The sequence below is a fragment of the Variovorax sp. H27-G14 genome, from assembly GCF_046156345.1.
In the GTDB taxonomy this organism is placed as follows: Bacteria; Pseudomonadota; Gammaproteobacteria; order Burkholderiales; family Burkholderiaceae_C; genus Variovorax.
Window position 1 is genome coordinate 1 of record NZ_JAYLVN010000024.1, and the last position, 25,292, is coordinate 25,292.

General features: G+C 67.6%; 26 protein-coding genes. 16 read left to right on the forward strand and 10 right to left on the reverse strand.

Annotation, left to right across the window (positions count from 1 at the left end; genetic code table 11):
- Window positions 1-440 precede the first annotated feature (440 nt).
- From VLK31_RS32025 to VLK31_RS32055, 7 genes are all read right to left on the reverse strand, one after another.
- Window positions 441-824, reverse strand: a complete 384-nt coding sequence (locus VLK31_RS32025; RefSeq protein ID WP_409172528.1) for a hypothetical protein — start codon at window positions 822-824, stop codon at window positions 441-443.
- A 745-nt stretch (window positions 825-1,569) separates the two neighbouring features.
- Complete coding sequence (locus VLK31_RS32030; RefSeq protein ID WP_409172529.1) at window positions 1,570-2,361, reverse strand: SDR family oxidoreductase; 792 nt, start codon at window positions 2,359-2,361, stop codon at window positions 1,570-1,572.
- On the reverse strand, window positions 2,358-2,951 hold the full coding sequence (locus tag VLK31_RS32035) for a cysteine hydrolase family protein (protein ID WP_409172530.1): 594 nt from the start codon (window positions 2,949-2,951) through the stop codon (window positions 2,358-2,360). Before VLK31_RS32035 ends, VLK31_RS32030 begins: the two co-directional genes overlap by 4 nt.
- A complete protein-coding gene (locus tag VLK31_RS32040; protein WP_409172531.1) occupies window positions 2,948-3,436 on the reverse strand; it encodes an aromatic-ring-hydroxylating dioxygenase subunit beta in 489 nt (162 codons plus the stop codon). The genes VLK31_RS32035 and VLK31_RS32040 overlap by 4 nt, the downstream gene beginning before the upstream one ends.
- Window positions 3,433-4,773, reverse strand: coding sequence for an aromatic ring-hydroxylating dioxygenase subunit alpha (locus VLK31_RS32045; protein ID WP_409172532.1), 1,341 nt, complete (start codon window positions 4,771-4,773; stop codon window positions 3,433-3,435). Before VLK31_RS32045 ends, VLK31_RS32040 begins: the two co-directional genes overlap by 4 nt.
- Before the next feature lie 29 nt (window positions 4,774-4,802).
- On the reverse strand, window positions 4,803-5,777 hold the full coding sequence (locus VLK31_RS32050) for a PDR/VanB family oxidoreductase (RefSeq protein ID WP_409172533.1): 975 nt from the start codon (window positions 5,775-5,777) through the stop codon (window positions 4,803-4,805).
- Entirely contained in the window at window positions 5,774-7,036 is a 1,263-nt protein-coding gene (locus VLK31_RS32055) for a dienelactone hydrolase family protein (RefSeq protein WP_409172534.1), read from the reverse strand. The genes VLK31_RS32050 and VLK31_RS32055 overlap by 4 nt, the downstream gene beginning before the upstream one ends.
- 206 nt (window positions 7,037-7,242) lie before the next feature.
- Between VLK31_RS32055 and VLK31_RS32060 the strand changes: the two genes are divergently transcribed.
- Window positions 7,243-8,430, forward strand: a complete 1,188-nt coding sequence (locus VLK31_RS32060) for an ABC transporter substrate-binding protein (protein WP_409172535.1) — start codon at window positions 7,243-7,245, stop codon at window positions 8,428-8,430.
- A 104-nt stretch (window positions 8,431-8,534) separates the two neighbouring features.
- Here the strand turns inward: VLK31_RS32060 and VLK31_RS32065 are convergent, their stop codons facing one another.
- Window positions 8,535-9,575 carry an AraC family transcriptional regulator gene (locus VLK31_RS32065; protein ID WP_409172536.1) on the reverse strand — a complete coding sequence of 347 codons (1,041 nt, stop codon included), beginning with the start codon at window positions 9,573-9,575 and terminating at the stop codon, window positions 8,535-8,537.
- A gap of 229 nt (window positions 9,576-9,804) precedes the next feature.
- Here VLK31_RS32065 and VLK31_RS32070 point away from each other — a divergent pair, with 229 nt between their 5' ends.
- The 3 genes from VLK31_RS32070 to VLK31_RS32080 all read left to right on the forward strand — a co-directional run bounded on the left by VLK31_RS32070 (window position 9,805) and on the right by VLK31_RS32080 (window position 13,127).
- On the forward strand, window positions 9,805-10,671 hold the full coding sequence (locus VLK31_RS32070) for a class I SAM-dependent methyltransferase (protein ID WP_409172537.1): 867 nt from the start codon (window positions 9,805-9,807) through the stop codon (window positions 10,669-10,671).
- Between the two features lie 137 nt (window positions 10,672-10,808).
- Window positions 10,809-11,987 carry an acyl-CoA dehydrogenase family protein gene (locus VLK31_RS32075; RefSeq protein WP_409172538.1) on the forward strand — a complete coding sequence of 393 codons (1,179 nt, stop codon included), beginning with the start codon at window positions 10,809-10,811 and terminating at the stop codon, window positions 11,985-11,987.
- A 6-nt stretch (window positions 11,988-11,993) separates the two neighbouring features.
- Window positions 11,994-13,127: an acyl-CoA dehydrogenase family protein gene (locus VLK31_RS32080; protein WP_409172539.1), complete on the forward strand. Its 1,134-nt coding sequence runs from the start codon at window positions 11,994-11,996 to the stop codon at window positions 13,125-13,127.
- Window positions 13,128-13,137: 10 nt separating this feature from the next.
- On the opposite strand, the gene VLK31_RS32085 is transcribed toward VLK31_RS32080, so the two are convergent.
- Entirely contained in the window at window positions 13,138-13,752 is a 615-nt protein-coding gene (locus tag VLK31_RS32085; protein WP_409172540.1) for a TetR/AcrR family transcriptional regulator, read from the reverse strand.
- Window positions 13,753-13,880: 128 nt separating this feature from the next.
- Between VLK31_RS32085 and VLK31_RS32090 the strand changes: the two genes are divergently transcribed.
- The 5 genes from VLK31_RS32090 to VLK31_RS32110 are packed head-to-tail and all read left to right on the forward strand — an operon-like array spanning window position 13,881 to window position 16,643.
- Window positions 13,881-14,543 (forward strand): DUF3313 domain-containing protein, encoded by a 663-nt coding sequence (locus VLK31_RS32090; RefSeq protein ID WP_409172541.1) that lies wholly within the window; start codon window positions 13,881-13,883, stop codon window positions 14,541-14,543.
- Window positions 14,540-14,665: a hypothetical protein gene (locus VLK31_RS32095; protein WP_409172542.1), complete on the forward strand. Its 126-nt coding sequence runs from the start codon at window positions 14,540-14,542 to the stop codon at window positions 14,663-14,665. The genes VLK31_RS32090 and VLK31_RS32095 overlap by 4 nt, the downstream gene beginning before the upstream one ends.
- A gap of 32 nt (window positions 14,666-14,697) precedes the next feature.
- Complete coding sequence (locus VLK31_RS32100; RefSeq protein WP_409172543.1) at window positions 14,698-15,180, forward strand: hypothetical protein; 483 nt, start codon at window positions 14,698-14,700, stop codon at window positions 15,178-15,180.
- On the forward strand, window positions 15,177-16,091 hold the full coding sequence (locus tag VLK31_RS32105) for a DUF2145 domain-containing protein (RefSeq protein ID WP_409172544.1): 915 nt from the start codon (window positions 15,177-15,179) through the stop codon (window positions 16,089-16,091). The genes VLK31_RS32100 and VLK31_RS32105 overlap by 4 nt, the downstream gene beginning before the upstream one ends.
- Window positions 16,092-16,112: 21 nt before the next feature.
- Window positions 16,113-16,643, forward strand: coding sequence for a DUF3313 family protein (locus VLK31_RS32110; protein WP_409172545.1), 531 nt, complete (start codon window positions 16,113-16,115; stop codon window positions 16,641-16,643).
- 34 nt (window positions 16,644-16,677) lie between these two features.
- Here the strand turns inward: VLK31_RS32110 and VLK31_RS32115 are convergent, their stop codons facing one another.
- Window positions 16,678-17,973 (reverse strand): LysR family transcriptional regulator, encoded by a 1,296-nt coding sequence (locus VLK31_RS32115; protein WP_409172546.1) that lies wholly within the window; start codon window positions 17,971-17,973, stop codon window positions 16,678-16,680.
- A gap of 137 nt (window positions 17,974-18,110) precedes the next feature.
- Here VLK31_RS32115 and VLK31_RS32120 point away from each other — a divergent pair, with 137 nt between their 5' ends.
- The 7 genes from VLK31_RS32120 to VLK31_RS32150 all read left to right on the forward strand — a co-directional run bounded on the left by VLK31_RS32120 (window position 18,111) and on the right by VLK31_RS32150 (window position 25,292).
- The gene (locus VLK31_RS32120; RefSeq protein ID WP_409172547.1) at window positions 18,111-19,220 is read left to right on the forward strand and encodes a 4-oxalomesaconate tautomerase; all 1,110 of its coding nucleotides are present in this window, start codon (window positions 18,111-18,113) and stop codon (window positions 19,218-19,220) included.
- A gap of 16 nt (window positions 19,221-19,236) precedes the next feature.
- Window positions 19,237-20,265 carry an amidohydrolase family protein gene (locus VLK31_RS32125; protein ID WP_409172548.1) on the forward strand — a complete coding sequence of 343 codons (1,029 nt, stop codon included), beginning with the start codon at window positions 19,237-19,239 and terminating at the stop codon, window positions 20,263-20,265.
- Between the two features lie 2 nt (window positions 20,266-20,267).
- Window positions 20,268-20,972 (forward strand): 4-carboxy-4-hydroxy-2-oxoadipate aldolase/oxaloacetate decarboxylase, encoded by a 705-nt coding sequence (gene ligK / locus VLK31_RS32130; RefSeq protein WP_409172549.1) that lies wholly within the window; start codon window positions 20,268-20,270, stop codon window positions 20,970-20,972.
- A gap of 12 nt (window positions 20,973-20,984) precedes the next feature.
- Window positions 20,985-22,289 carry a gallate dioxygenase gene (locus VLK31_RS32135; RefSeq protein WP_409172550.1) on the forward strand — a complete coding sequence of 435 codons (1,305 nt, stop codon included), beginning with the start codon at window positions 20,985-20,987 and terminating at the stop codon, window positions 22,287-22,289.
- Between the two features lie 41 nt (window positions 22,290-22,330).
- The gene (locus tag VLK31_RS32140) at window positions 22,331-23,302 is read left to right on the forward strand and encodes a Bug family tripartite tricarboxylate transporter substrate binding protein (protein ID WP_409172551.1); all 972 of its coding nucleotides are present in this window, start codon (window positions 22,331-22,333) and stop codon (window positions 23,300-23,302) included.
- A 75-nt stretch (window positions 23,303-23,377) separates the two neighbouring features.
- Window positions 23,378-24,394, forward strand: coding sequence for a Bug family tripartite tricarboxylate transporter substrate binding protein (locus VLK31_RS32145; protein ID WP_409172552.1), 1,017 nt, complete (start codon window positions 23,378-23,380; stop codon window positions 24,392-24,394).
- A 25-nt stretch (window positions 24,395-24,419) separates the two neighbouring features.
- The gene (locus VLK31_RS32150; protein WP_409172553.1) at window positions 24,420-25,292 is read left to right on the forward strand and encodes a metal-dependent hydrolase; all 873 of its coding nucleotides are present in this window, start codon (window positions 24,420-24,422) and stop codon (window positions 25,290-25,292) included.

A 25,292-nucleotide genomic window follows, 5' to 3' on the forward strand; every position in this document is an offset into this window, starting at 1 on the left:
GGAATCGTCTCGCGTCGCCGGGGTGAGGCACAGTATGCGCCAAGGTCAAAGGGTCTCGACTCCTTGCCGATCGAGCGGCACGCAGGGCGTGCTAACGAAATTCAAGATGCCTTTGTCGGACGCTTACCGATGAACAGCACGCGCTTGGGATCATTGGATGAGGTCATGACAATCTCCTGGTTCGTTGAAGGAATGAAGTGCCGGGGACGGACAGCCGATCACGCCTGCGAATCAAGCTTGACTCTAAGGCGTAGCTCCGCCTCTGCTACTTGCTGTTCCGTCGCCCCTGGCATTGGACGAGGGAATGGTTCCCTCCCAGGAACGGTCACATCGCGCAGTTGCTGAGCGAGAGGAAGGTACGCGTCAACGAAGTCTATGGGATTCATCGTTTTAGAAAGGGATGGCAACGTCGGCTCTTGGCCGATTGTCGTCAGCCAACCTCATCGGGTTTTGGCATCTGTGCCAAGCACAGCACGGTGTGTCGCAGGCGACACCAAGACCCGGCTGCCGATAGGAACGACTGCCCTTTCGACGTTGAGCAAGGATACGACCACGCGCCACGTCCGGGTTCGCTGCTCGTCGGTGGGAGCATTTCTAAAGTTGAAGTGCATCATGTGAAGTTGAGCCTGCGCCATGATTTCCTTGCCGTCCGGCGCGACCACAACGACCTGTTCTACGACATTCTTCCACCCGTCCCGCACTGGGAAATCTGGCACCAAGGTCAGGCCAATGCCTGAGAGCTGAAATCGCTCTGCCACGGTCAGCAATTCGACTGACTTCACTGAATTGGACTCCTGCAACGAATGACTGGTCTTGGCCGTCAACAGTCAAAGGCCACGCATCGTCCCGTTGCATTTCCCGCAGGGGCACGCGTGCCGCCACGAAGTCGGCCGACTCTCTCCGTTGAGAGTTAGCGGCTCCACTGCAATGGCACCGTCGCAGAAGACACAGCGCTGGTCGACCTCTTCCCCGTATTGCGATTGCTCTAGCGCGATGAGAACTTCCTTCGCGCCCATTGGCAGCGCAGCGACGTCTAATCCCGAGAGGTACTTGTCATTGGTTTTCATCTTGACCGTCCGTTGAACGTCAGCTTCTAGGCGAATCTTGCTGTGACCGCCACCGTCCGCTCTTGGCCGACTTTTGCGCGACGTGGTGATTGACCGGTCTTGCCCGATTTCGGTTCTTTTTCGCATTCTGCCGTGCCCCTGGCCAATTTTCGTGGCTCACCGCCTTGTGTCGTTAGGGCTGCGAGATGGCGTGGCGCCGGCCGCCGACGCTGACCCACGAAAGTTCAGTGGCGGGCGTTCCGCAGCACTGCTTAAAACGAACGCTCGTGCAGTTCCGAGTCAGCTGAGAAAAGTTCAGACCTAGCTGAGAACCGACATCAGAGCCGGGGTTGATCGGCAGAACACCAGCAGCGTGCCCCAGTGCACAGGGCGTCGGGTGCTCCCCGCAGCGAAATAAAGGAGGAGCCGAAGGCGGGGGACATTCGCGGAGGGGAGTACCCGGCGGCCTGTGCACACTCCCTGAAAGCAAGTGCCGACGCAACCCGGCGCTGCCGGTACTGCGCTAGCTCTCGGGCGTGTCGAACCAACCGCGCGCCGAGCGCCCCTGATCCGGCCCGAGCATCGAATAACCGCCGTCCACCGGAATGTCCGCACCGGTGACGAAGCGCGCCGCATCCGAACACAAGAAGAGCACCACCTGCGCCACATCGTCCCCATCGCCCACTCGCCCCAATGGATGCATCGGCGTGCCGACACGGTCGGCCAGCGCGCGGTCTCCACCGGCCATGCGCGACAGCGCGTCCGACCACGTCCAGCCCGGCGACACCGAATTAACGCGCACCCGCCGCGGCGCCAAGGTCGCGGCCTGGTTTCGTGTGAGCTGAAGAATCGCCGCCTTCGCCGCCGGGTACAACGCACGCCCCGCCGCGCCGAACTTGCCGCCCACGCTGCCCATGTTCACGATCGCACCGCCCTGCGCAGCCAAAGCGTCGGCCGTCTTCTGCACCAGCATCGCGCCGGAGACCAGGTTGACGTTCAGCGCGCTCAGCCAATCGGCACGCGCAGCGTCCAGCCCGGCGTCGGTGTAGACCACCGCGTTGTTGACCAGAAAGTCGATGCGCCCCTCGGTGCGCAACACGTCGGCCACCAGCACGTCGAGCGCCTCGTCGGACGCGATGTCGCACGCCACGAAACGGCAACGCGGCCCCAGCTCCGCCGCCAGCGCCTGGCCGCGTGCCACGTCGATGTCCACCGCCAGCACGCGCGCGCCGGCCTGCACGAACGCACGCACGATGGCGCTGCCCAGCATGGCGGCCGCGCCGGTGACGATCGCAACCTTGTCCTGCAACTTCATGGGGTGCCTTTCATTTGGGTGACGGCATCATCCACCTGAACCACGTCGGCGAGCATCGCCAGGGTCTCCAGGCTGGCGGCATGCAGATGTGCCTGGGCGGTGCTGCAGGCATCGGCCACCACCGCTACGCTGTAACCCAGGTCGCTTGCATGGCGCGCGCCGTGCTCCACCACATGGTTGGTTGCGATACCCGCCACGTAGAGCCGGGTGGCACCGGTGGCGCGCACCGCCTCTTCGAGTCCGCTGGCCCAGAACGGGTTGTTGCGCTTGTGGGTGACCACGGCCTCGCCAGGCAGCGGTGCCACTTCGCTGTAGAACTGCGCGCCCCATGTGCCGTCTTGCACCGCGCCGCTCTCGGCAACGCGGCGGAACAGCGTGCAGTTGTTCAGGCAGTCCGCATAGCCCGGCGCGAACGCGATGCGCACGAAGATCACCGGCACGCCGCTCGCACGCGCGCCGGCAATCAGCCGTGCGGCGGACGCGATCAGCCGCGGGCGTGCGGGGTCGTCCGCGGCCACGCCCACGCGCACCTTGCCTTCCGCATGCAGCACGTCGTTCTGGTAGTGCATGGCCAGCAGCGCGGCCTTCACATGAACACCTGCAAAGCTTCGTGCGGCGCGTCGCAGTTGATGAGGTCGATGCGTTTCATCTGAATGCGAAACCCGTCGCCCTCCCGCTTCAGCGTGTGCAGCACGCTGCCGCCGAAGCTGCGCTGCTCCGTCTTGCGCCACTCCAGCAGCATGAAGGTGGAGCGCACAACACACCCCCCACTTTCGTCTCGCGTCTCGAGCCCGATGTTGCCCAGCACATGCACCGTTCGCGTGGGTGGCTGCTGCGAATAGGCACGGGCCTGCTCTAGCCGCCGCGCGCGCATGGAGCGCAGCAGCGCGTCTTCGCAGAACAGCGAGGCATGGTTGAGGTGGTCGGCCTGCCCGTGCACCAGCGGCACCCAGTACAAACCGTTGGGCGTGAAGAGCTTCTGCCATTCGTCCCAGCGGTGCTCGTCGAGCAGGCGGGCCTCGTGGTGCAGAAACTGCGTGATCTCCTGCTGTTCGTTCCAGTCGCGGAAGTTCATTCGGTGCTCCCGGTCTGCGCGCCAGGGCCCGCGCCCGCGCCATCACCCGCTCCCCCACCCATGTACCCGGCCCAGGCCGCGAACATGTTGCGCGAGGGCATCTCGCTGTTGCCATTGGAGGCGCGCCCGCCGGCCAGGGGCTGGTCGCGCCCGGCCGCACGGTGCATGCTGACCCACTCTCCGCCGTCGGAGCCCAAGCCTTCCTGCACGCGGTTGTAGGCCTCCAGGTCGTCGGCCATGACGTTGGACGAGGGCGAGTTGACGATGTTGGTGTACTTCAGCGTGCGCTGAAAGCTGGCCTCCGGCGCGCCCTTCAGCCTGAAGCTGAAGATTTCGACCAGCGTGCGGTCGACCGACAGCGGCCGTATCACGCGAATCTGCTGAAACGAGGTGTGCGGCGAGCAGCTCGGGTAGACGATGGTGTTGTGCCGGTTCACCCGAAGTATTTCGTCGGCGCGCTCGGCCCCCTTGGCGGCCTCCAGTGAAGCCACATAGGCCAGGCTCACCGGATCGGTCGGCGGCACGAAGATGCCTTCCATGAAGCCGTGGCCGTTGTCGTAGCCCTTCAGCTCCAGCTTCTCCCAGAAGTCGAGCGGCTCGCCGTTGCCGTCGACGATCACCACCTCGAAGGGCTTGGGCGTGCCGGCGGGCATGGCCTCGAACTCTTCCTTGGCCGCGCGCCATGAAGACTCGTGCGTGGCCACCGCATGAATGGTGTCGTGCAGGTTCTCGAAGAAAATTTTCCAGTTGTTGCGCTGGACCACGCGCTGCACGCCGCCAGCCACTTCGACCTCACCATCGGGTGCGCGGTCGCAGAAGTTGTCGAGCGAGGTGGCCACGCCACCCAGAAACTCGGTGAGTTCGGGGCCTTCTTTCGACAAGCTCGCGAACACGAAGCCACGGTGCGTGGCCACGCGCGCCACGTTGCGCACGCCGTACTGCGGGTCTTTCAGGTCGAGCGCGGTGTCTTCGTAGCCGCTGCGCAGCGGCACCGACAGCAGCGAGCCATCGCACTTGAAAGTCCAGCCGTGATACAGGCACCGCAGGAACTTGCCGGCGCTGCCGCTGCCCTCGGGCACGATCTTGGCGCCCTTGTGCGGGCAGCGGTTGAACATCACGTGCACCTGGCCGTCGGTGTGGCGCAGCATGACCACGGGCTCGCGGCCCAGGCGGGTGGTGAAGTAGTCGCCGGGCTTGGGCACCTGGCTCTCATGGCCGACATAGAGCCAGGCCTGGCCGAAGACGCGGTCCATCTCCAGCTCGAAGATGGCGGGGTCGGTGTACACGCTTTTGTGCACGCGGTCGGGCTGCACAAGGTTTTGCGGGTCGAGGGTCATGGGGTGGGTCTCCTGAATCGGGTGGGTCGTCAGATGTCGAGCACCAGGTGCGGCGTCTTCGCGCGCGACACGCAGGTGCACAGGGTCTTGCCGCTCGCCTTCTCGCGCGGGCTCAGGTTGTGGTCGCGGTGGTCGGGCACGCCTTCGACCACGTCGACGGCGCACACGCCGCAATCGCCCTGGCGGCAGTCGTACAGCGGGTCGAGCCCGGCGGCGATGAGCACGTCGAGCAGGCTCTGGTCGGGCCGCACGGTCAACGTCTTGCCGGAGCGCAGCGTGCGCACCTCGAAGGCCTTGTCGCCGGCTTGCTCCAGCGCGCCGGCAAACAGTTCGAAGTGCACATGGTCGTCGGCCCAGCCGAGCGCGCGAGCGGTGTCCACCACGGCTTGCACCATGCCGCGCGGGCCGCACACGTGCAGGTGGCGCCCGGTGGCTGGCGATGCGAGCAAGGCGCGCAAGTCGAGGCCGCGCGACGCGTCGCCGCCGTCGTGCACCAGCATGCCGCCCAGCGCGCGCACCTCGTGCAGATACGCCGTCGCCTCTTCGCTGCGCGTGGCGTAGACGAACTCGAAAGCCTGCCCTTCTTGCGCCAAGGCTCGCGCCATGCACAGCAAGGGCGTGATGCCGATGCCGCCCGCAATGAGCAGCGGCGCGACGCTGCCCTTGTGCAGTGCGAAGTCGTTGCGCGGCGCATGCGCGCTCAGCACCGCGCCTTCCGCCAGGCCGTGCATCCACGCCGAGCCGCCCGCGCCTTGCGGCTCGTGCAGCACTGCGATCTCGTAGCAGCCAGACCCATCGTGCGGCTTGGCCAGCGAATAAGCACGCTGCCCGGCATGCCCGTTGGGCTGCATCACCTGCACACCCAAATGCGCGCCCGGCGTGAACGGCGGCAAGGGTGCGCCGTTCGCGCTGCGCAGCACGAAGGCCTTGATGGCCGGCGTGAGCGAGGTGACCGACGCCACCACCAGTTCCAGCGTGTCCGTCATGTCAGGCTTGCTGCTCATCCCAGCGGCAGCGCCGGGTCTGCAATCGTGAGCCCGGTCGACTTCGCCCAGCGCGGCATCAGCGTGTTCGACGCCAGCGTTTCATCGACCAGCTTGCGCGCGGTCTCCACGCCAGCCACGGGCAGGCCCTGCGGGTCGAGCAGGCCAATCTGCACCAGCACGCTGGCCTGGTCCCAGTAAATGTGCTCATGGTAGAGCTTGTCGCCACGGAACTTGACGATGGCGATCAACGGAATTTCCACCGGCTTGCCCGTGGGTGCGATGCCCGGCAGCATCCAGTCGACCTCCACCGTGTGGGTGAAGCAGAACAGCATTTCGTCGACGATCTGCGTGGCGCCCACGGTGCGCGAAATGGGTATGAGCCGCGTGTCCGGCGGCGTGGTCGGAATGAAGTGGTGCTTGTAGAAGCGCGACAGCTCCTTCGCGCCCACGCCGCCCGTCATCGTGGGGATGTGGTTGACGTAAGGCTCGCTCACCATCGTGGCCATGGTGGCGACCACGTCGCGGGTGGCGAACTCGTATTCGCAGTGCTTGTCCCACAGCGCCGAGAGGTCGTACACGGGGCCGATCGCTTCCTTGAACAACGCCATGGAACGCTGGTGCGCCATGAGGGTGGAAGGCTTGTCGAAGTGCTCGCCGCCGGTGCGTGCGAAGGCATGGTCCACGCCGGGGTACACGTACATCTGCGCACCGGGCTTGCCGGCAAAGGCATCGAGCACCTGCGCGCGTGCCTCGGGCGGGCAGAACTGGTCCAGCTCCGCAAAGTGCAGCGCAATGGGGCATTCGATTTTCGGTACCAGGTCGAGCGCGCCTTCGATGCCCACGCCGTAGTAGCCCACGGCCGCGTCCACGCCCGAGTGTGCAGCGGCCATGTAGGCGAGCTTGCCGCCCAGGCAGAAGCCCAGCGCGCCGACCTTGCCGGTGCAGGCCGGGTGCGCGCGCAGCGCCTTCACGCTGGCCGTGACGTCCGCAATGCCGGCCTCCAGGTCGAACTTCTGAAAATAGCCGAAGGCGCGCTGCCACTCTTCGGGCGAATAGCCCAGGTCGACATTGGGTTCCATGCGCCAGAACAGGTCGGGTGCGAGCACCACGTAGCCCTCTTCGGCGTAGAGGTCGGCCACCTCGCGCACGTAGTCGTTGATGCCGAAGATTTCCTGGCACAGCACGATGCCGGGGCCACGCCCCGAGGCCGGCAGGGCCAGGTAGCCGCGGAAAGTCTGCGCGCCGTTTGCGGCCGGAATGTCGATGTAGCTGCTCATCGTAGGTTCTCGTCTCTGGAGTGGATTGAATGAGGTGGCGGGGTTCGGCCGCAATTCTGCGAACCACCTTGCTCGCCTGTCTGTCCGTTTCGTGCAGCGCATTCGGCTGCACGAAACGGATAGCGGCGCGCCGCCGCGGCCCACAGACTGCGCCCTGCGTTCACCTCCACCCGTTCACCGAACCCCCTCCACAGGAGAGCTCTTTCATGTCGCAGGCAAGCATTCCCACCGCCTTGTGGGCCGTAGCCATCGCCGTCGGCGCACTGGCCATTCCCGCGCAGGCGCAGACAGTCAAGGTCGGTCTGGCCATGGACCTTTCGGGCCCGTTCGCCGTGGGCGGCGCCGAGGCCAAGGCCGGCTTTGCCGTGGCCATGAAGCAGCTGGGCGGCAAGCTCGGCGGCGTGCCGGTGGAGTACGTCGAGGCCGACACCGCCGGCAACCCGGAAACCGCGCGCCAAACGGTCGACCGCATGCTGCTGCGCGACAAGATCGACCTGTTCACCGGACCGGTCGGCTCCTCCGTTGCGCTGGCCGTGGGGCCGCCGCTGTTCGCGGCCAAGGTGCCCTACCTGTCGAGCAACACGGGGCCGAGCGACTACTCAGGCGCGCGCTGCAACCCTTACTTTTTCGGCGCGTCTTACCCCAACGATGCCTACCACGAGGCGGCCGGCAAGTTCGCCTCCGACAAGGCGTTCAAGAAGGTGGCGCTCATCGCGCCCAGCTACCCGGGCGGCAAGGACGCCATCACCGGGTTCAAGCGCACCTACAAGGGCGCGGTGGGCGACGAGCTGTACACCAAGCTCGGCCAGCTCGACTACTCCGCAGAGCTTGCGCAGATTCGCGCTTCCAAGCCAGACGCGCTGTACTTCTTCTTGCCCGGCGCCATGGGCGTGAGCTTCATCAAGCAGTTCGTCGGTGCGGGGCTGTCGAAAGACGTGGCGTTGATCTCCACCGCGTTCTCGGCCGACGAAGACATGATTCCGGCGGTCGGCGAGCCCATGCTCGGGCTGTTCAACACCGCGCACTGGTCCTTCGACCTCGACAACCCGGCCAACAAACGCTTTGTGGCGGCCTTTCGCGAGCAGAACAACGGGCGCAACCCTTCTTTCTACGCAGGCCAGGCCTACGACGTGCTGATGGCAATGGACGCGGCCGTGCGCGACGTCGGCGGCAAGGTGGCCGACAGGCCGGCGCTGCTGAAGGCGATCAAGGCGGCCAATTACAAGTCGGTGCGGGGCGACTTTCGCTATGGCGCGAACAACTTCCCGATTCAGAACTACTACCTGCGCGTGATCGGCAAGGACGCGAACGGGCGCATTGCGAACAAGGTGATAGGCACGGTGCTGCAGAACTACCAGGACACCAGCGCGGCGATGTGTGCGATGAAGTCTTGAAAGGCGAGGATGTCAGCGCGCAGAGGGCGGTGCGCTAAGCCGAACTGCGGCTTGGCCCGCGCCGCCCTGCCTCGATATGTCGGCCTTCATCCCCAGCCCTTCGCTCAATGCCTTGCAACCGCAACGTGCGAGGTGTCCCGCGCTGTATCGCGCGACGTGTCCCTCGGCAGCTGCCCGAACCGCTCCCGGTAACAAGCCGCAAACCGGCTCAGGTGCGAGAACCCGCAGTTCAGCGCCACCTCCGTCACGCTCGCACCGTCGTTGCGCGCCAGTTGCGCATGCGCCGCGTCCAGCCGCATGTTGCGCAGCACCTCGCCGGGCGACAGCTCGCGGTAGCGCCTGAAGAGCAGGGCCAGCGCGCGGCGCGTCACGCCCGCGGCCTGCGCCACGTCTTCGAGCGACAGCGGCGCGTCGAGCCGCTCTCGCATGAATTCTTCCGCGCGCCGCAGCTGTTGCAGCGTGGTCTGCTCGGAGCCGCGTTGCGCCTGCGCATGCCGCTGCAGCACCGAGTTGGGCCGGTGGCACAGCAGGTAGAGCATGAGGTTGTCTTCGCAGTGGGCAAGCCAGCGCGCGTCGAAGGCCTCGTTTCCACTCACCGCCGGCAGCAGCGACGCCAGACCGGCCACCATGCGGCACCACTGCGTGCCGGCCACATCGTCCAGGCGAAAGGGCATCTCGAAATCGATTTCGCCCACGGTGTCGGTGCCGCGCAGGGCGAAGGCCTGGCGTGCCACCTCCTGCAGCCGGCTGAGCTCGATCTTCAGCATCAGCTGTTCGCAGTCCGCATGCCAGCGCAGTCGCACCGGCTTGTGGGCTGAAACGACCGCGCCCTGCCCGGGGTGGATCTGCAGCGTCTGGCCGCCGGTGTGAATTTCGGCGTGGCCGCGCAACGGCATCTGCACAAGCACGAAGTTGCCGAGCGCGTCGGGCTCGATGTCTACGTCGCAGCCGTAGCGCAGGATGCACAACGACAGTGCGCTCAGTTCGGCGCGGCAGAACACGGCGTCGACGTCGCCATGGCCCCAGGCGCTGCGATGCGGCTTCAGTTCATGGGCGACACGCGCATGGGTTTCGTCGGCCTCGCGCGAGCGAAAGACCTCGCGTCCGTACAACGGAGAAAGCTGCTGGCTCGACCATGCGTCCACGGACACTCCTGCGGGGGTCAAAAGTGGGGAAGCGAACAGAAACGGATGCCTGTCGCACGCCGGAACTCTACGGCCGGCAACCGCTTGCCGCCATGGGAGTTGCCCGGGCAGCGCGGTATCCGACGCAAGAAGCTTGCCCAGCTCAGGCGGCTGAAAGAACCGGGGCATAGACTGGCGGGCCTGTGTGCGCGCCGCAGCGCCCGAACGCATTCCTACCCGGAGCCAACCCATGCCCATTCGCCAGATCCTTTCCTCCACGCTTTCGGTCGCCCTTGCGGGCCTCACGGTGGCGCTTGCCGCCTGCTCCACGCCGGGGCCGCAAGCGCCGGTCCTGTCACAGGCGCGCATTGCGGAGATCGTTTCCAGCCCCGACCGCAGCGAGGCCGACCGCCGCAACGACGCGCGGCGCAAGCCGCAAGAGATGCTGGCCTTCATCGGCGTGCGGCCCGGCATGGTCGCCCTGGACATCAGCGCGGCCGGCGGCTACACCACCGAGCTGATCGCGCGGGCCACCGGCCCGACCGGCCGCGTCTATGGCCAAAGCCCGCCGCGCCCACCAACGAGCCGCCCCGCGCAACCCGAGGGCATGGCCTCACCCATGCCCATGGGCGCCGCACCTGCAGCGCCTTCAGCGCCTTCAGCGGGCCCCCGCCCCTCCCCGGTCGCACTGGCCGAACGCGCCAAGAACCCGAACGCCAGCAACATCATTGCCGTTGTGCGCCCCTTCGAAGACCCGGCACCGCCCGAGCTTGCATCGAACGGCCTCGACCTGGTCACGCTGATATTCAATTACCACGACTTCGGCCACATGGGCGTGAACCGCGCCGCGGTCAACCGCTCGGTGTTCGCCGCGCTCAAGCCGGGTGGCATCTACGTCATTGCCGACCATGCGGGGCGCCCGGGCACCGGCATTTCCGAAGCGGGCACGCTGCACCGCATCGAAGAGGCCTTTCTGCGCGCGGAGGTAGAGCAGGCCGGGTTCAAGCAAGTGGCCGAGGGCAACTTTTTGCGCAACCCGTCGGACCCGCGCGACCGCAACACGCCGGAGCCGCCGCAGCCGAAGGACGAGTTCGTGCTTAAGTTCGTCAAGCCCTGAACCCCTGTTCTTCAGTGCAGCGCAAAGCGCCGGCCAACCCGGCGCTTTTTTGCACATGATATTTAATGGTTGATCCAATGAAGTTCATCGGGCTATGATCCCTTCAGCCAACTACGGGCGCTCGCGCCCTGATTTAGATGAATCTGGATCTGACCGCCCGACAGGCCGAATTCCGCGACGAGGTGCGCCGCTTCGTGCACGAGCGCCTGCCCGCCGACATCCAGGCACGCCTGCGCCTGGGCCATCCGCCGCGCAAGCAGGACACCGTGACCTGGCAGCGCATCCTCAACGAGAAGGGCTGGGCCGCGCCGCACTGGCCGCGTGAATACGGCGGGGCCGAACTGGGCCAGGCCGAGCGGCTGATATTGCTGGACGAGTTGTTCCGTGCCAGCGCGCCGCTGCCGCAGGTGTTCAACGTGGGCATGCTCGGCCCGGTGCTGCTGAAATTTGGCACCGACGCGCAAAAGCGCCACTTTCTGCCCAAGCTCGCCAACCTCGACCTGTGGTTCTGCCAAGGCTTCTCGGAGCCGGGCTCGGGCTCCGATCTGGCCTCGCTGCGCACATCGGCACGGCGGGAGGCAGCGCACTACATCGTCAACGGCCAGAAGATCTGGACCACCACTGCGCACCTGGCCGACTGGGTGTTCGCGCTCGTGCGCACCGACGCGGCGGCCAAAAAGCAGCAAGGCATTTCGTTTCTGCTGATCGACCTGCGCACGCCGGGCATCACCATTCGCCCGATCACCTCCATCGACGGGCAGCATCACCTGAACGAGGTGTTTTTCGACGAGGTGCGCGTGCCGGTGGAGAACCTGGTGGGCGAGGAAGGCCGCGGCTGGGACTGCGCCAAGTACCTGCTGATGAACGAGCGCACCGGCATTGCCAACGTGGGCCTGTGCCGCGAGCGGCTCGGCTATGCGCGCGAGCTGGCCGGCCGGCTCACGGAGGCCGGCAGGCCGCTGCTCGACAGCCCCAAGCTGCGCGGCGAAATGGCCATGCTCGACGCCGAGATTCGCGCGCTGGAAATCACCAACTGGCGCTTTCTGCTGTCGAGCGACACGGCGCAGAAGACGCCCGGCTTTGCCTCGGTGCTCAAGCTGAAGGGCACCGAGCTGCAGCAGGACATTGCGCAACTGCTGCAGCGCATCGCCGGCCCCTCGGCCATGGAGCGCCGGCCGCATGACGGCGACAGCGACGGTGCCGCGCACTGGGCCGGTCCGCTGGCCATGCGCTACTTCTACAGCCGCGCGGCCAGCATCTACGGCGGCACCAGCGAAGTCCAGAAAGACATTCTGGCCAAGACCATCCTCGGGTAGCCACGCATGAACTTCGAACTCAATGACGAACAGCAGGCGCTGCAGCACAGCCTGTGCCGCCTGCTCGGCGATGTGTACGGCTTCGAGCAGCGCCGCGCCATTGCGGCATCGGCCACGGGTTGGAGCCCCGCGGTCTGGCAGCAACTGGCCGAGCTTGGCATCACCGCCCTGCCCTTGCCGCAGGCGCATGGCGGCTTCGGCGGCAACGCGGTCGACCTGCTGCCGGTGATGCAGGCGCTGGGTGGCGCGCTATCGCTGGAGCCCTTTCTGTCATCGGTGGTGCTGGCGGCAACCGCCGTGCGCTTGCTGGCCGACAATGTGCTGCAGGCCCAGTTGCTGCCCGGCGTGGCCAGCGGCGAAGTGCGGCTGGCCTGGGCGCACGACGAAGCCGGCGCGCGCCATGCGCCGCTGTGGGTCGAGACCCGCGCGCGGCTGGAAGGCGGCCAGTGGCTGCTGCATGGCGGCAAGTGCAACGTGCTGCATGCGCCGGGGGCGCACCGCTTCGTGGTGAGCGCGCGCGTGGAAGGCAGCCCGGGCGATGTGCAAGGCGTGGCGCTGTTCCATGTCGATGCGCATGCCCCGGGCCTGGTGTGCCGCGCGCACCGGCTGGTGGACGACACCCCCGCCGGCGAGCTGCACTTCGACGGCCTGAAGGCGCAGGTGCTGGGCGACCCGCACGATGGCGCCGCTGCCCTGCGCGCCATCGAGCACACGCTGGCGCTGGGCACCGCCGCGGTCTGCGCCGATGCGCTCGGCGCCATGGCGTCGGCTTACGCATTGGCCATCGACTACCTGCGCACGCGCCAGCAGTTCGGCCGCTTCATCGGCGAGAACCAGGCCTTGCGCCACCGCGCGGCTGAAATGCTGGTGAGCCTGGAGATGTGCCGCAGCATGGCCATGGCCGCCGCGCTGGCGGCGGACGACATCGCGGCGCCCGGCGCGCGTGCCGACCTGGCCCGCGCCAAGCTGATGATCGGGCGCCACGGCCGTGCGGTGTGCCACGCGGCCATTCAGCTGCATGGCGGCATCGGCATGACGGAGGAGTACGCGGTCGGCCATTGCCTGCGCCGCGTGACGCTCATCGACCAGCTGTTCGGCGACACCGAGGCGCAGGCCATGCGGCTGGCCGCGATGGCCTGAGCGGCCGTGCCTAGCGCTTTATCGCGCCGGCCAAAAAGGTTTCCACAGCGCGTTCGACCATGCCGCGGATCTGCTTGACCGACAAGGGCTGCGGGTCGACCTGGTAGAGCCGCGCGCCGGTCTCGGCCGTGACCAGCGCCAGAAACTGCAGCGCGGTCACCTGGGCATCTGCGCGCCGCAGCTCGCCGCGCGCCATGGCCGCTGCCATCAGCTGCGCCAGCGCGCGGATGTACTCGGCAGGCCCTGAGTCGTAGAACTGCTGCCCCACGCTGGACTGCCCGGCTTCGGCAATGACCATGCGGTAGACGGCCAGCGCATCGGTGTCGTTGGTGAGCACGCGCAGCATCCGCTCGCCGAAGCGGGTTAGCACGCTGGCCAGCGTGGTGCCCTCCTTCACCTCCAGCAATTCGCCCGCGGCCTGCGCCAGGTGCGAGGTGGCCACGGCCTGCACCACCGCCACGAAGAGGTCTTCCTTCGAGGCGAAGTAGCCGTACAGCGTGGCCTTGGAGCCGCCCAGGCGCGTGGCCAGTTCGTTCATGGAGGCGCGCTCGAAGCCCACCTCCCTGAACAACGCCAACGCCGATTCAAGGATGGCATTGCGCCGCGCCTCAGTCCTGACCTTCATCGCACTCCCTTCGAAAGAAGACCCGACTGTACAGTTTTCTTGACTTTGGAAAACCACGCTTCAATAATGAACCCGGTTGTACGCTTTTCAGCAATCCACTTTTCAACCCTTCATCTCCAAGGAATCCGATGCGTGCTTTTTTCAACGTGCCCAAAGTGGCGGCCGTGGCTGTTCTGGTGGCTCTGGCTGGCTGTGCCGGCACCCAGCCCGTTCCGTATGCGGGCATTGCGTCGTCCACGCAACTGCGCCCCAGCCGCAACGACGACGCCGGCCGCGTTCCCTTCGAGTACCGCACCGCCATCGACTGGCGGCGCTACACGGGGTTCGTGCTCGAGCCAGTGGCCATCTACCGCGGCGGCGACGCGCAGTTCGACGGTGTGTCCGAAGACGACAAGGCATTTCTCGCGCGCTACATGCAGGGCGAGTTCGCCGAGAAGCTGAATGCGCGCTTCGGCAACGCGCCGCGCCAGGGCGCGCGTGCGGTGCGCATCCGCCTCACGCTCACCGGCGCCAGCACCAACACGGCGGTGCTCAGCACCGTCTCGCGCTTCGACCTGCTGGGCGGGCCTTACAACGCGGTGCAGGCCATTCGCGGCAGGGAGGGCGCCATGACGGGATCGGTGAGCTTTGCCGTCGAGCTGTACGACGCGGCAAGCAACGAACTGCTGGGCGCCTATGTCGCCAAGCAGTACCCGAATGCATGGAACCTCAAGGCCGGCATCGGTGCGCGCAGCGCGTCTGTTGCAGGCATCGAGAACGGTGCCGACCAGCTGGTCGCTTACCTCCAATGACGCGCGACACCACTGCATGGAAGCGCGCGTTGCCCAGGCGTTTGCGCAGGGCCTGCATCTGGCTGCGCCGCAACTGGACGGTGGCGAGCCGCTCGCGCATCGGCATCTTCCACGCGAAATGAACCCTTGCCCAACTCACTCCCAGGAGCCTTCAATGACCTTCGTCCCTTCCTTTCGCGTCGCCTGCCTGGGCGCACTGCTCTCGGTGGCCTTGCATGCCCAGGCCGACAGCTTCACCTCGTCCGTGGCCTCCAGTGCGGGCTCGGCGTCCAGCGGGAGCGTGTCCGATTCGCTGCGCGGCTCCAGCAGGAGCTCGTTCGACGGCAACAAGGTGGCCGAGGGCGACTACCGCATCACCGAGGTGGCGCAGGCCACAGAGCGCGCCGGCTTCACCCGCGTGGCCATGCAGAGCGACGACGCGCAGCGCAGCATCGTGCTGCTGCTGCCGCAAGCCACCTTCGAGAAAGAAGGCCTGGGCCCCGGCGACCTGGTGCATGCGCAACAGCGCGACTACGGCACCGCATTCATGCGCACAGAGATGAGAGCAGGCACGCGCGATGGCAAGCGCGAAGCCTTCTTCCTGGTGCTGGCCGACGACTGGTACGGGGGCCTTGCCGCGCGCCTCGTGCGCCTTTGAGCATCTGGAGCGTGGCCCGTCGGCTGGCGCACTGCGTTGCGGCGGCGCTGGTCTTCACGGCCAGCATGGCGCACGCGGCATCCTCACAGTTCTGCGACCGTGCGCAGCCGCTCAGCGCAAGCCAGCAAGACCGCGTGCTGCGCTTCACCGCCGTGGTGCAAGACGCACTCTCCGCCACCGGCAGCGACGCGGTGCTCATCAGCCGCTCGGGCCTGGACCTTTCGCGCTTCCACATCCGCTATTCGCACACCGCCATTGCATGGAAGGACGCCAGCGGCGCATGGTCCGCACGGCAGCTCTACTACGCCTGCGACGAAGGGCGACCGCGCCTCTACGACCAGGGCCTGGCCGGCTTTGTGATGGGCATCGACGACACCGCGCTGGGCTATGTTTCCATCGTGCGGCTGCCCGACGCCGCGGCGCGCGCGTTGCGCAACGCGGCACTCGACACGCCCCGCGCGCTGCGCCTGCTGGGCGCGCGCTACAGCGCCAATGCCTATCCGTTCAGCCTGCGCTACCAGAACTGCAACCAGTGGGTCATGGAGCTGCTCGCGGCGGCATGGGGCGACCTGGCCGATGGCGATGACCTGCGTGGCAGGGCTCAGCAATGGTTGCGCGCGGCGCCCTACCGGCCCGAGCCGGTCGACGTCGGCTCGCACGCGCTCATCTTCGCGTCCAGCTTCGTGCCGCTGCTGCACCTGGACGACCACCCCGAAGAAGACCGCTACGGCCTGAAGCTGCGCGTGAGCCTGCCATCGACCGTGGAGACCTTCGTGCACCAACAGCAGCCCGCCAGCGAACGCGTGGAGCTGTGCCACGACACGCACCAGGTGGTGGTGCACAGCGGCTGGACCGCCGTGGCGGACGGTTGCCGTGCGGGTGCAGGCGACCGCACCGTGCCGCTCGACTAGCGCTTTGCCAAGGACCGCGCCATGCGCCCGACGATGCCTCTGCTGAGCCTGATGCACTGCGCCGCCGCGTTGGCCCTGGCAGGCTGCGCGAGCAGCCAGAACTTGCCCTGCCCCGCTTGTGCCGCGCACACCGACTGGCAGGCCTACCCGAAAGTGATGCTCGACCCGATCGCGGTGCAGCCCGGCGACGGCAATACCTTCGAAGGCCTGACCGCCAGCGAGCAGGAAGCCTTGGCCCTCTACATGGACGCGCGCTTCGGCGATGCGCTCAACGAAACGCGCGCCCTGGTCAACTGGGTGAGCCCCGGCACGCTGCGGCTGAAGCTCACGCTGACCGGCGCAACAGCTGCCGCGCGCAACGGCGACGGCATGGCGCCTTGCGTCAGCTATGCGGTGGAAATGCGCGACGCTTCGTCGCAGCGGCTGTTGATGGCCTACGCCGCCAAGCAATGCCCCAACCCGCTGCAATTGCCGGCCGGCGCGGGCACCATGGCGGCGGCCGAGGCGGGCCTGCGCACGGGCGCAAAAGAACTTGCGCAGCGGCTGCAATGAATACGTTTACGCACTGGGCCGGGCATTGCCCGCCTCACAGCGTGGCCACCACCTTCCGCACCGCATCGATCAACGCTTGCGCCGCCGGAGAAGGCAGCGCGTTCCTGCGCTGCGTGATGCCGATGCTGCGCCGCGTGCCTTCCAGCGGATGGTTCAGCACCACCAGCGCGCCGGTCTCTATTTCGTAATGCAGCTGGTGCGCCGAAATGGCGGTAACCATGTCGCTGCGCAGCAGCAGCCCGCGCAGCAGCGCCAGGTCACCCGTTTCCACGGTGGGCACGGGCGGCGGGTGGCCGGCTTCGCGGAAGGCGCGCTCCAGCAGCTCGCGCGACGGTGAGCCGGTGCGCGACAGCACCCACTGCGCACGCTGCAGCGCCGCCCGCCCGATGCGCGACAGCTTCGCCAGCGGATGCCCGGCGCGCACGATGAGGGAGATGCGGTCTTCGAACAGCGCGCTCTGCACCAGGTCTTTCGCGTCTTCCGGCGGGCGCAGCGCGCCGATGATGAAGTCGATGTCGCCGCTGCGCAGCGCCGCGGCCAGCGCCTCGTAAGGGCTCTCTACCGTGCTGGCATGCAGCCGCGGGTGCCTGGCCACCAGCGCCGCGATGGCCGAAGGCAGGATCAGCGTGCGCGACAGCGGCAGCGCGCCCACCACCACGCGGCCTTCCACCGCGCCGCGCAAGGCCGCCAGGTCCGACTCGATGCTGCGCAGCTCGGCCAGCGCGCGCTTGCAGCGAAACGCCAGCAGGCTGCCCGCACGCGTGGGCGTGACGCCGCGCGCGGAGCGGGTGAACAGCGCGCGGCCGGTGCGGGCCTCCAGCTCGCGCACCAGTGCGCTGAGCGCGGGTTGCGTCACGCCGAAGGCGGCGGCCACCGCGGGCATGTTGTGCAGCTCCGAGAGGCTTGCGAACAGCGCCAGCCGGCGCCCGCTGAACATCGATGCCAGCAGGCTGCGTGCCTCGATGGCCTTGATCGTTTCGGTCACCTGCATCGCGTGACGCAGCGCCGCGACGTCGCTGCCCGCCAGCTCCTGACAGGCCGCGGCAAACTCCTGCTCCACCCGATTCGCGCGCACGCGCACCGCCTCGCCGTAGGCGTTCAGCAGCATGCCGCGCGCCTTGCGCTCGAACAGCGCCACGCCCAGGCCGGCCTCCAGCTCCGCCACCGAGCGCGTCACCGCCGATGCCACGCGAAACAACGCCTCCGCCGCCTGCGTCACGCTGCCCGTGGCCGCCACGGCCGAGAAGGCCTGCAGGTGCCGCAGGTTGATGCGCGGCGCGCCGCCCGGCTCCGGCGGCCTGGGGTTGTCGATAAGTTTCTTTGCGGACATGTGCTCATTCTGCCGATGGCCGACGCCTGCAAGCACTCGAACTTCACTCAGGGTTAACCCCTTGTCGATAAACAAATGAGAACGCAGTGCTAGCCGAACTCAACCCGCACCGGGCGTGCCGCGCCCACACTGGCGGCATGACTTTCGACCCTGCCCCGGACCTGCTCTCGCTGCCCTGCGTGCTGATGCGCGGCGGCACGTCCAAGGCGGCGTTCTTCCACGCCAAAGACCTGCCTAGCAACCCGGCTGCGCGCGACGCCACCATCCTGGCCACCATGGGCCATGGCGAGCCCCGGCAGATCGACGGCATCGGCGGCGGCACGCCGCTGACCACCAAGGTCGCGATCGTCTCGCCATCGGCAGACCCGCGTGCCGACGTCGACTACCTCTTCGGCCAGGTGGTGGCCACCGAGTCGCGCATCGACTACGCGCCGACCTGCGGCAACATCCTCTCGGCCGTAGGGCCCTTCGCGCTCGACGAAGGGCTGGTGCCCGCGCAAGACGGCGAGTCGACCGTGCGCATCCGCATGGTCAACACCGCCTCGTACTGCGATGCGGTGGTGCAAACGCCCGGAGGCCGCGTGCGTTACAGCGGCGACACGGCCATCAGCGGCGTGCCCGGGCATGCAGCGCCGGTGGAGCTGCGGTTCTCCGACATTCTGGGTTCCAGCTGCGGTGCGCTGCTGCCCACGGGCTTGCCGATGGAGCGCATCGACGGCGTCGACGTGACCTGCATCGACAACGGCATGCCCGTGGTGCTGATGCGCGCGGCGGACCTGGGCGTGAGCGGCAGCGAAACGCCGGCCGAGCTCGATGCCAACGCCGAGCTGAAAGCGCGCATCGAATCCATTCGCCTGCAGGCCGGCCAGCGCATGGGCCTGGGTGATGTGAGCGCCAAGGTCGTGCCCAAGATGACGCTGCTGTCCCCCGCGCTGGCGGGCGGCGCGCTGAACACGCGCACCTTCATTCCCCGCAAGTGCCACGACGCCATCGGCGTGCTGGGCGCGGTGTCGGTGGCGTCGGCCTGCGTGGTGCCGGGCACGGTGATGCACGGGCTGTGCGCCATCGCAACCCACGCGGAGCAGCGCCTGCACGACCTGTCGGTGGAACACCCCACCGGCGAATTCACCGTGCGCCTGCTGATGGACGCCACCGGCCACGCCATTGCCGGCGCCGCGCTGCTGCGCACCGCGCGGCCGCTGTTTCGCGGCCAGGTGCTGGTGCCCATGGCGCCTCTTACTTTTTGAACTGATCGGAGCCCCCGTGATCATCGATTGCCACGGCCACTACACCACCGCCCCCGCCGCGCTGGAAACCTGGCGCAAGCGCCAGATTGCCAGCCTGGGCAACCCGGCGGAGGCGCCCAGCGCGGCGTCTTTGCGCATCAGCGACGACGAGCTGCGCGAGTCCATCGAGCACAACCAGCTGCTCAAGATGCGCGAGCGCGGCAGCGACCTGACCATCTTTTCGCCGCGCGCCAGCTTCATGGCGCACCACATCGGCAACTTCGAGACCAGCGCGACCTGGGCCGCCATCTGCAACGAGCTGTGCCACCGCGTGGCGCAGATGTTTCCCGCGCACTTTGCGGGCGCGGCCATGCTGCCGCAGTCGCCGGGGGTGGACCCGCGCAGCTGCATTCCAGAGCTGGAGCGCTGCGTGAAGGACTACGGCTTTGTCGGCATCAACCTGAACCCCGACCCCTCCGGCGGGCACTGGACATCGCCGCCGCTGTCAGACCGCCAGTGGTATCCGCTGTACGAAAAGGTGGTGGAGCACGACATTCCGGCCATGGTGCACGTGAGCACCAGTTGCAACGACTGCTTTCACACCACCGGCGCGCACTACCTCAATGCCGACACCACCGCCTTCATGCAGTGCCTCACGTCCGACCTGTTCACCGACTTTCCGTCGCTGCGCTTCGTCATTCCGCACGGCGGCGGCGCGGTGCCCTACCACTGGGGGCGCTTCAGGGGGCTGGCGCAGGAGATGAAGAAGCCGCTGCTCAAAGACCACCTGCTGAACAACATCTACTTCGACACCTGCGTGTACCACCAGCCGGGCATCGACCTGCTCACGCGGGTGATTCCGGTGGACAACATCCTGTTTGCGAGCGAAATGATTGGCGCGGTGCGCGGCATCGACCCGGAGACCGGTTTCCCCTATGACGACACGCGCCGCTACATCGATGCGGCCACCACGCTCAGCGCCGAGGCGCGCCACCAGATCTACGAAGGCAATGCCCGGCGCGTGTACCCGCGGCTGGACCGCGCACTCACCGCGAAGGGACTCTGACCATGACCACACCACAAGCTCACTTTCAGGCGCTGGGCGTCGTGCACCGCACCATCCACCGCGCCGACCCGGCCGCGGTGGAGCTGCTGTCGCGCCACGGCGTGTCCACGGTGCACGAGGCCCTGGGCCGCCTGGGGCTGATGCACCCGCGCATTCGGCCGATCTACCCGCAGGCGCGCTTCTGCGGCACGGCCATTACCGTGCTGCTGCAGCCGGGCGACAACTGGATGCTGCATGTGGCCGCCGAGCAGATTCAGCCCGGCGACGTGGTGGTGGCGGCCTGCACCGCCGACAGCACCGACGGCTTCTTCGGCGACCTGCTGGCCACCTCGTTCGTTTCGCGTGGTTGCCGCGGCCTGGTGATCGACGGCGGCGTGCGCGACGTGCGCGACCTCACGGAGATGGGCTTTCCGGTGTTCAGCCGCGCCATTCATGCCAAGGGCACCATCAAGGCCACGCTGGGCTCGGTGAACGTGCCGGTGGTGTGCGCCGGCGCGCTGGTGCACCCCGGCGACGTGGTGCTGGCCGACATCGACGGTGTGGTGGTGGTGCCCGCGCACCTGGCGCTGCAGGTGGCCGAGGCCGCGCAGGCCCGCGAGGACAACGAGCACGCCAAGCGCCAGAAGCTGGCCAGCGGCACGCTGGGCCTGGACATGTACGCAATGCGCGAGCCGCTGGCCAAGGCCGGGCTGCGCTACATCGACTGAGGGCCGCGCACCATGGCCCGCATCATTGGCGCCGTCGCGTGCTCGCACACGCCCACCATCGGCTTTGCGTACGACAAAAACAAGCAGCAAGACCCCGTGTGGGCGCCCATCTTCGAAGCCTTTGCGCCGGCCCGGCGCTGGCTGGAAGACAACCAGCCCGACGCGCTTTTCTTCATCTACAACGACCACGTCAGCTCGTTCTTTTTCGACCATTACTCGGCCTTCACGCTGGGCGTGGGCGAGCAGCATGCGGTGGCCGACGAAGGCGGCGGTGCGCGCGACCTGCCCGCGCTGGCCGGCCACCCCGCGCTGGCGCAGCACATCGGCCGCTCGCTGGTGGCGGACGAGTTCGACATGTCTTTCTTTCAGGACCGCGCGCTCGACCACGGCGTGTTCTCGCCGCTGTCGCTGCTGTGCGCGCACGAGCCCGCGTGGCCGGTGCCGGTGATTCCGCTGCAGGTGGGCGTGCTGCAGTCGCCGGTGCCGTCGGCGCGCCGCTGCTGGCGGCTGGGGCAGGCCCTGCGCCGCGCCATCGAAAGCTACCCTGAAGACCTGAAGGTGGCCATCGTGGCCACCGGCGGGCTGTCGCATCAGGTGCACGGCGAGCGCGCGGGCTTCAACAACACCGGCTGGGACGCGCGCTTTCTGGAGCTGATAGAGAACGACCCGGTGCGCCTTACCGAAATGACGCAGGCCGAGCTGGCCACGCTGGGCGGGGCCGAAGGCGCGGAAGTGATCATGTGGCTGGTGATGCGCGGCGCGCTGTCGGCCAACGTGCGCAAGACGCACCAGAGCTATTACCTGCCCTCCATGACCGGCATTGCCACGGCCATCTACGAGAACCAGGCCATCGCGCCCATCGCCGGCGAGGCCGAGCGGCACCGCCGCCATATGAACGAACAGCTCGCCGGCATCGAGGCGCTGCCAGGCACCTACCCCTTCACGCTGGCAACCAGCGTGCGCGCTTACCGGCTCAACAAATTTCTGCACGGCATGACGCGCCCGGCGCACCGCGCGGCCTTTCTGGCCGACGAAGACGCCGCCTTTGCCGCCGCTGCGCTCACCGAGCAAGAGCGCGACCTGCTGCGCCGGCGCGACTGGCGCGGCCTCATTCATTACGGCGTGATCTTCTTCATGCTGGAAAAGCTGGGCGCGGTGGTGGGGGTGTCGAACCTGCACATCTACGCCGCCATGCGCGGCCAGACGCTCGAAGACTTTCAGCAGACGCGCAACGCACCCGGCGCGCTGTATTCGGTGGCCGGCAAGGACGCCGCGCCGCAGGCCTGGGACACGGCGGCCACGCCGCCCGCCCGCTGAAGCCGCACACAAACACAGACACACACACAAGGACCCTGACCATGAGACATCTCTTTCGCACCGTCGCGTGCACCCTTGCCGCGCTGCTGACCATGGGCCACGCCGCAGCGGCCGACCCGTACCCGTCGAAGCCCGTGAAGATTCTGGTCGGCTACAGCGCCGGCGGCGCGGTCGATGCTATCGCGCGCTCCGTGGGGCAGCGCATGGCGGCCACGCTGGGCCAGTCGGTCATCGTGGAGAACAAGCCCGGCGCGGGCACCAACATTGCCGTGAAGGCGCTGACCACCGCCGCGCCAGACGGCTACACGCTGTTGCTGGCCGCCAATGCGCTGGCGGTGAACCCGTCGCTGTTCGAGCCCGCGCCCTACGACCTGGACCGCGAGCTCACGCCGGTGGCGCTGGTCGGCCGCGTACCGGTGGTGTTCACGGTGCGCGAGGAATCGGCCATCAAGACGGTGGCGCAGTTGGTGGCCACCGCCAAGGCCAAGCCGGGCGGCCTGACGGTCGCCACGCCGGGCAACGGCTCCACGCCGCACCTGGCGATGGAGCTGTTCCAGCACACCGCCGGGCTGCAACTGCGCCACGTGCCCTACAAGGGCGGCGCCCAGGCCATTACCGACGTGCTGGGCGGGCATGTGGACGTGGTGGCGGTCAATGCGCTGGAAGTGCTGCCGCTGGTCAAGGCCGGCAAGCTGCGCGTGCTGGCGGTGATGAGCGCCGAGCGCTCCGCCGTGCTGCCCGGTGTGCCCACCGTGGCGGAGTCGGGCTACCCCGGCTTCGAGGCCAGCGTGTGGTACGGCTTTGTGGCCCCCGCAGGCACGCCCAAGCCGGTGCTGACCGCAGTGCACGACGCGGTGGAGAAGGCGCTCGACTCGAAGGAAGTGCGCGAGCAGCTGGCCGCCGCGGGCGGCGTGGTGCTGCCGGGAACCTCGGAACAATTTGCCAAGCTGCTGAAGAGCGATGCGGCGCGCTACGGCAAGCTGATTCGCGAGGCGGGCATCAAGCCGGACTGAGCCACCACCCATGGCCTATCCAGGACCCGGCAAGGCCAGCCACGCTCGCTCACAAGAACACCAGGAGACACACGCATGACACCAGGCATCACACGCCGGCAGGCTTGCCTAGGCGCCACATTCGCCAGGCTGGGTGCGACCGGCGCATTCGGCCTCACGACCGCAGGCCTTGCTTTCGCCCAGACCTACCCCACGCGGCCCGTGCACATCATTGCGCCCTTCACGCCCGGCGGCTCGACCGACCTGTTGGCGCGCGCCATCGGCCAGGAGCTGGGCCGTGCGTTCAGCCAGGCCGTGGTGGTCGACAACGTGCCCGGCGCGGGCGGCTCGGTGGGCGCGGAAAAAGCCGCCAAGTCGCCGGCCGACGGCTACACGCTGCTCATGGGACACATCGGCACGCTGGCCATCAACCCGTCGCTGTACCCCAAGCTCGACTACCACCCGCTGCGCAGCTTCACGCCGGTGGCGTGGGTGGCGCGCGTGCCCAATGTGCTGGTGGTGCATGCGTCGGTGCCGGCGCGCACGCTGGGCGAGCTCATTGCGCTGGCCAAGGCCAAGCCGGGGCAGATGGCCTTCGGCTCCGGCGGCAACGGCAGCGCGGCGCACATCACCATGGAATACCTCAAGCTGCAGACCGGCACGTCGTTTCTGCATGTGCCTTACCGGGGCACCGCACCGGCCATCAACGACATTCTTGCGGGCCAGTTGCAGGTGCTGTTCACCGGCGCGCCCGCGCTCATGCCGCACATCAAGGCGGGCAAGCTGCGCGCGATTGCGGTGTCCAGCCCGCACCGCATTGCGCTGCTGCCCGATGTGCCGACCGTGGCCGAAAGCGGCGTGGCCGGCACCAAGGGCTTCGAGGCCGACCAGTGGTACGGCCTGGTGGCGCCTGCAGGCACGCCCGCGGCCATCGTGGCGTCGCTGAACCAGTTGGTGAACCGCTCGCTGGATTCGCCCGACGTCAAGGTGCGCCTGGCCGCCGAAGGCGCGGAGCCCACGCCCACCAGCCCCAAGGCCTTTGGCGACCTGATCGCCAGCGAGATGGTGCGCTGGGACCGGGTCATCAAGACCGCGCACGTCACCGTCGATTGAACTCAACCCGCAGGAGACAAGAACAATGAAGACACTGCTTCGCGCACTGGCGCTGGGCGCCGCGCTGCTGGCCTGCGCTGCCTGCACCACGACTGCGACAACTGCGGTAACTGCGACCACGGGAACCACGGCTGCCGCAGCCAAGCCCATGGGCAAGACCGAAGTGCTCTGGCTCGGCCAGTCGGCCTTTCGCATCACCACGCCGGGCGGCAAGGTGATCGTGACCGACCCGTGGCTCAAGCAGAACCCGCTCACGCCGCCGCAGTACAAGAACCTGGAGGCGCTGGGCAAGGTCGATGTGCTGCTGGTCACGCACGGCCACCTCGACCACTTTGCCGATGCGCCCGCGCTGGCGCTGCTCAACCAGGTGCCCATGTACGCCCCCGGCGACATGAACCAGACGGTGGGCCTGCTCGGCATGCTGCCGCCTGCGCTGGTGCCGCGCTTCAACAAGGGCGGCACCGTCACGCCGGCGCCGGGCATCAAGGTGACGGCGGTGCATGCGGAGCACTCGTCGGTCATCGTGTGGAAGAACCCCGCCACCGGCAAGGACGAGGCGCACCCCGGCGGCGAGCCGGTGGGCTTCATCATCGAGCTGGAGAACGGCTTTCGCATCTACCACATGGGCGACACGGGCCTGTTTGCAGACATGGCCTTCATTGCCAGCTACTACAAGCCCGACCTGGTGCTGATGCCCATTGGCGGCCACTTCACCATGGGCCCGGAGGACGCGGCCTACGCCACGCGCGAATGGCTCAAGCCGCGCACGGTGATCCCCATGCACTACGGCGCCAACCCGCTGGGCAAGGGCACGCCCGAGCAGTTCCAGCGCGCGCTGGGCAACAACACCACCACCCGCGTGCTGGCGCTCAAGCCCGGCGAGAGCGCTTCTTTCTGA

Coding starts and splice junctions, on each gene's coding strand:
- VLK31_RS32115 (WP_409172546.1), bottom strand. CDS start 17,973: ATGTCCGCAAAGAAACTTATCGACAACCCCAGGCCGCCGGAGCCGGGC.
- VLK31_RS32060 (WP_409172535.1), top strand. CDS start 7,243: ATGTCGCAGGCAAGCATTCCCACCGCCTTGTGGGCCGTAGCCATCGCC.
- VLK31_RS32090 (WP_409172541.1), top strand. CDS start 13,881: ATGCGTGCTTTTTTCAACGTGCCCAAAGTGGCGGCCGTGGCTGTTCTG.
- VLK31_RS32085 (WP_409172540.1), bottom strand. CDS start 13,752: ATGAAGGTCAGGACTGAGGCGCGGCGCAATGCCATCCTTGAATCGGCG.
- VLK31_RS32055 (WP_409172534.1), bottom strand. CDS start 7,036: ATGAGCAGCTACATCGACATTCCGGCCGCAAACGGCGCGCAGACTTTC.
- VLK31_RS32040 (WP_409172531.1), bottom strand. CDS start 3,436: ATGAACTTCCGCGACTGGAACGAACAGCAGGAGATCACGCAGTTTCTG.
- VLK31_RS32070 (WP_409172537.1), top strand. CDS start 9,805: ATGCCCATTCGCCAGATCCTTTCCTCCACGCTTTCGGTCGCCCTTGCG.
- VLK31_RS32030 (WP_409172529.1), bottom strand. CDS start 2,361: ATGAAGTTGCAGGACAAGGTTGCGATCGTCACCGGCGCGGCCGCCATG.
- VLK31_RS32050 (WP_409172533.1), bottom strand. CDS start 5,777: ATGAGCAGCAAGCCTGACATGACGGACACGCTGGAACTGGTGGTGGCG.
- VLK31_RS32075 (WP_409172538.1), top strand. CDS start 10,809: ATGAATCTGGATCTGACCGCCCGACAGGCCGAATTCCGCGACGAGGTG.
- VLK31_RS32120 (WP_409172547.1), top strand. CDS start 18,111: ATGACTTTCGACCCTGCCCCGGACCTGCTCTCGCTGCCCTGCGTGCTG.
- VLK31_RS32135 (WP_409172550.1), top strand. CDS start 20,985: ATGGCCCGCATCATTGGCGCCGTCGCGTGCTCGCACACGCCCACCATC.
- VLK31_RS32150 (WP_409172553.1), top strand. CDS start 24,420: ATGAAGACACTGCTTCGCGCACTGGCGCTGGGCGCCGCGCTGCTGGCC.
- VLK31_RS32100 (WP_409172543.1), top strand. CDS start 14,698: ATGACCTTCGTCCCTTCCTTTCGCGTCGCCTGCCTGGGCGCACTGCTC.
- VLK31_RS32095 (WP_409172542.1), top strand. CDS start 14,540: ATGACGCGCGACACCACTGCATGGAAGCGCGCGTTGCCCAGGCGTTTG.
- VLK31_RS32140 (WP_409172551.1), top strand. CDS start 22,331: ATGAGACATCTCTTTCGCACCGTCGCGTGCACCCTTGCCGCGCTGCTG.
- VLK31_RS32145 (WP_409172552.1), top strand. CDS start 23,378: ATGACACCAGGCATCACACGCCGGCAGGCTTGCCTAGGCGCCACATTC.
- VLK31_RS32110 (WP_409172545.1), top strand. CDS start 16,113: ATGCGCCCGACGATGCCTCTGCTGAGCCTGATGCACTGCGCCGCCGCG.
- VLK31_RS32080 (WP_409172539.1), top strand. CDS start 11,994: ATGAACTTCGAACTCAATGACGAACAGCAGGCGCTGCAGCACAGCCTG.
- ligK (WP_409172549.1), top strand. CDS start 20,268: ATGACCACACCACAAGCTCACTTTCAGGCGCTGGGCGTCGTGCACCGC.
- VLK31_RS32045 (WP_409172532.1), bottom strand. CDS start 4,773: ATGACCCTCGACCCGCAAAACCTTGTGCAGCCCGACCGCGTGCACAAA.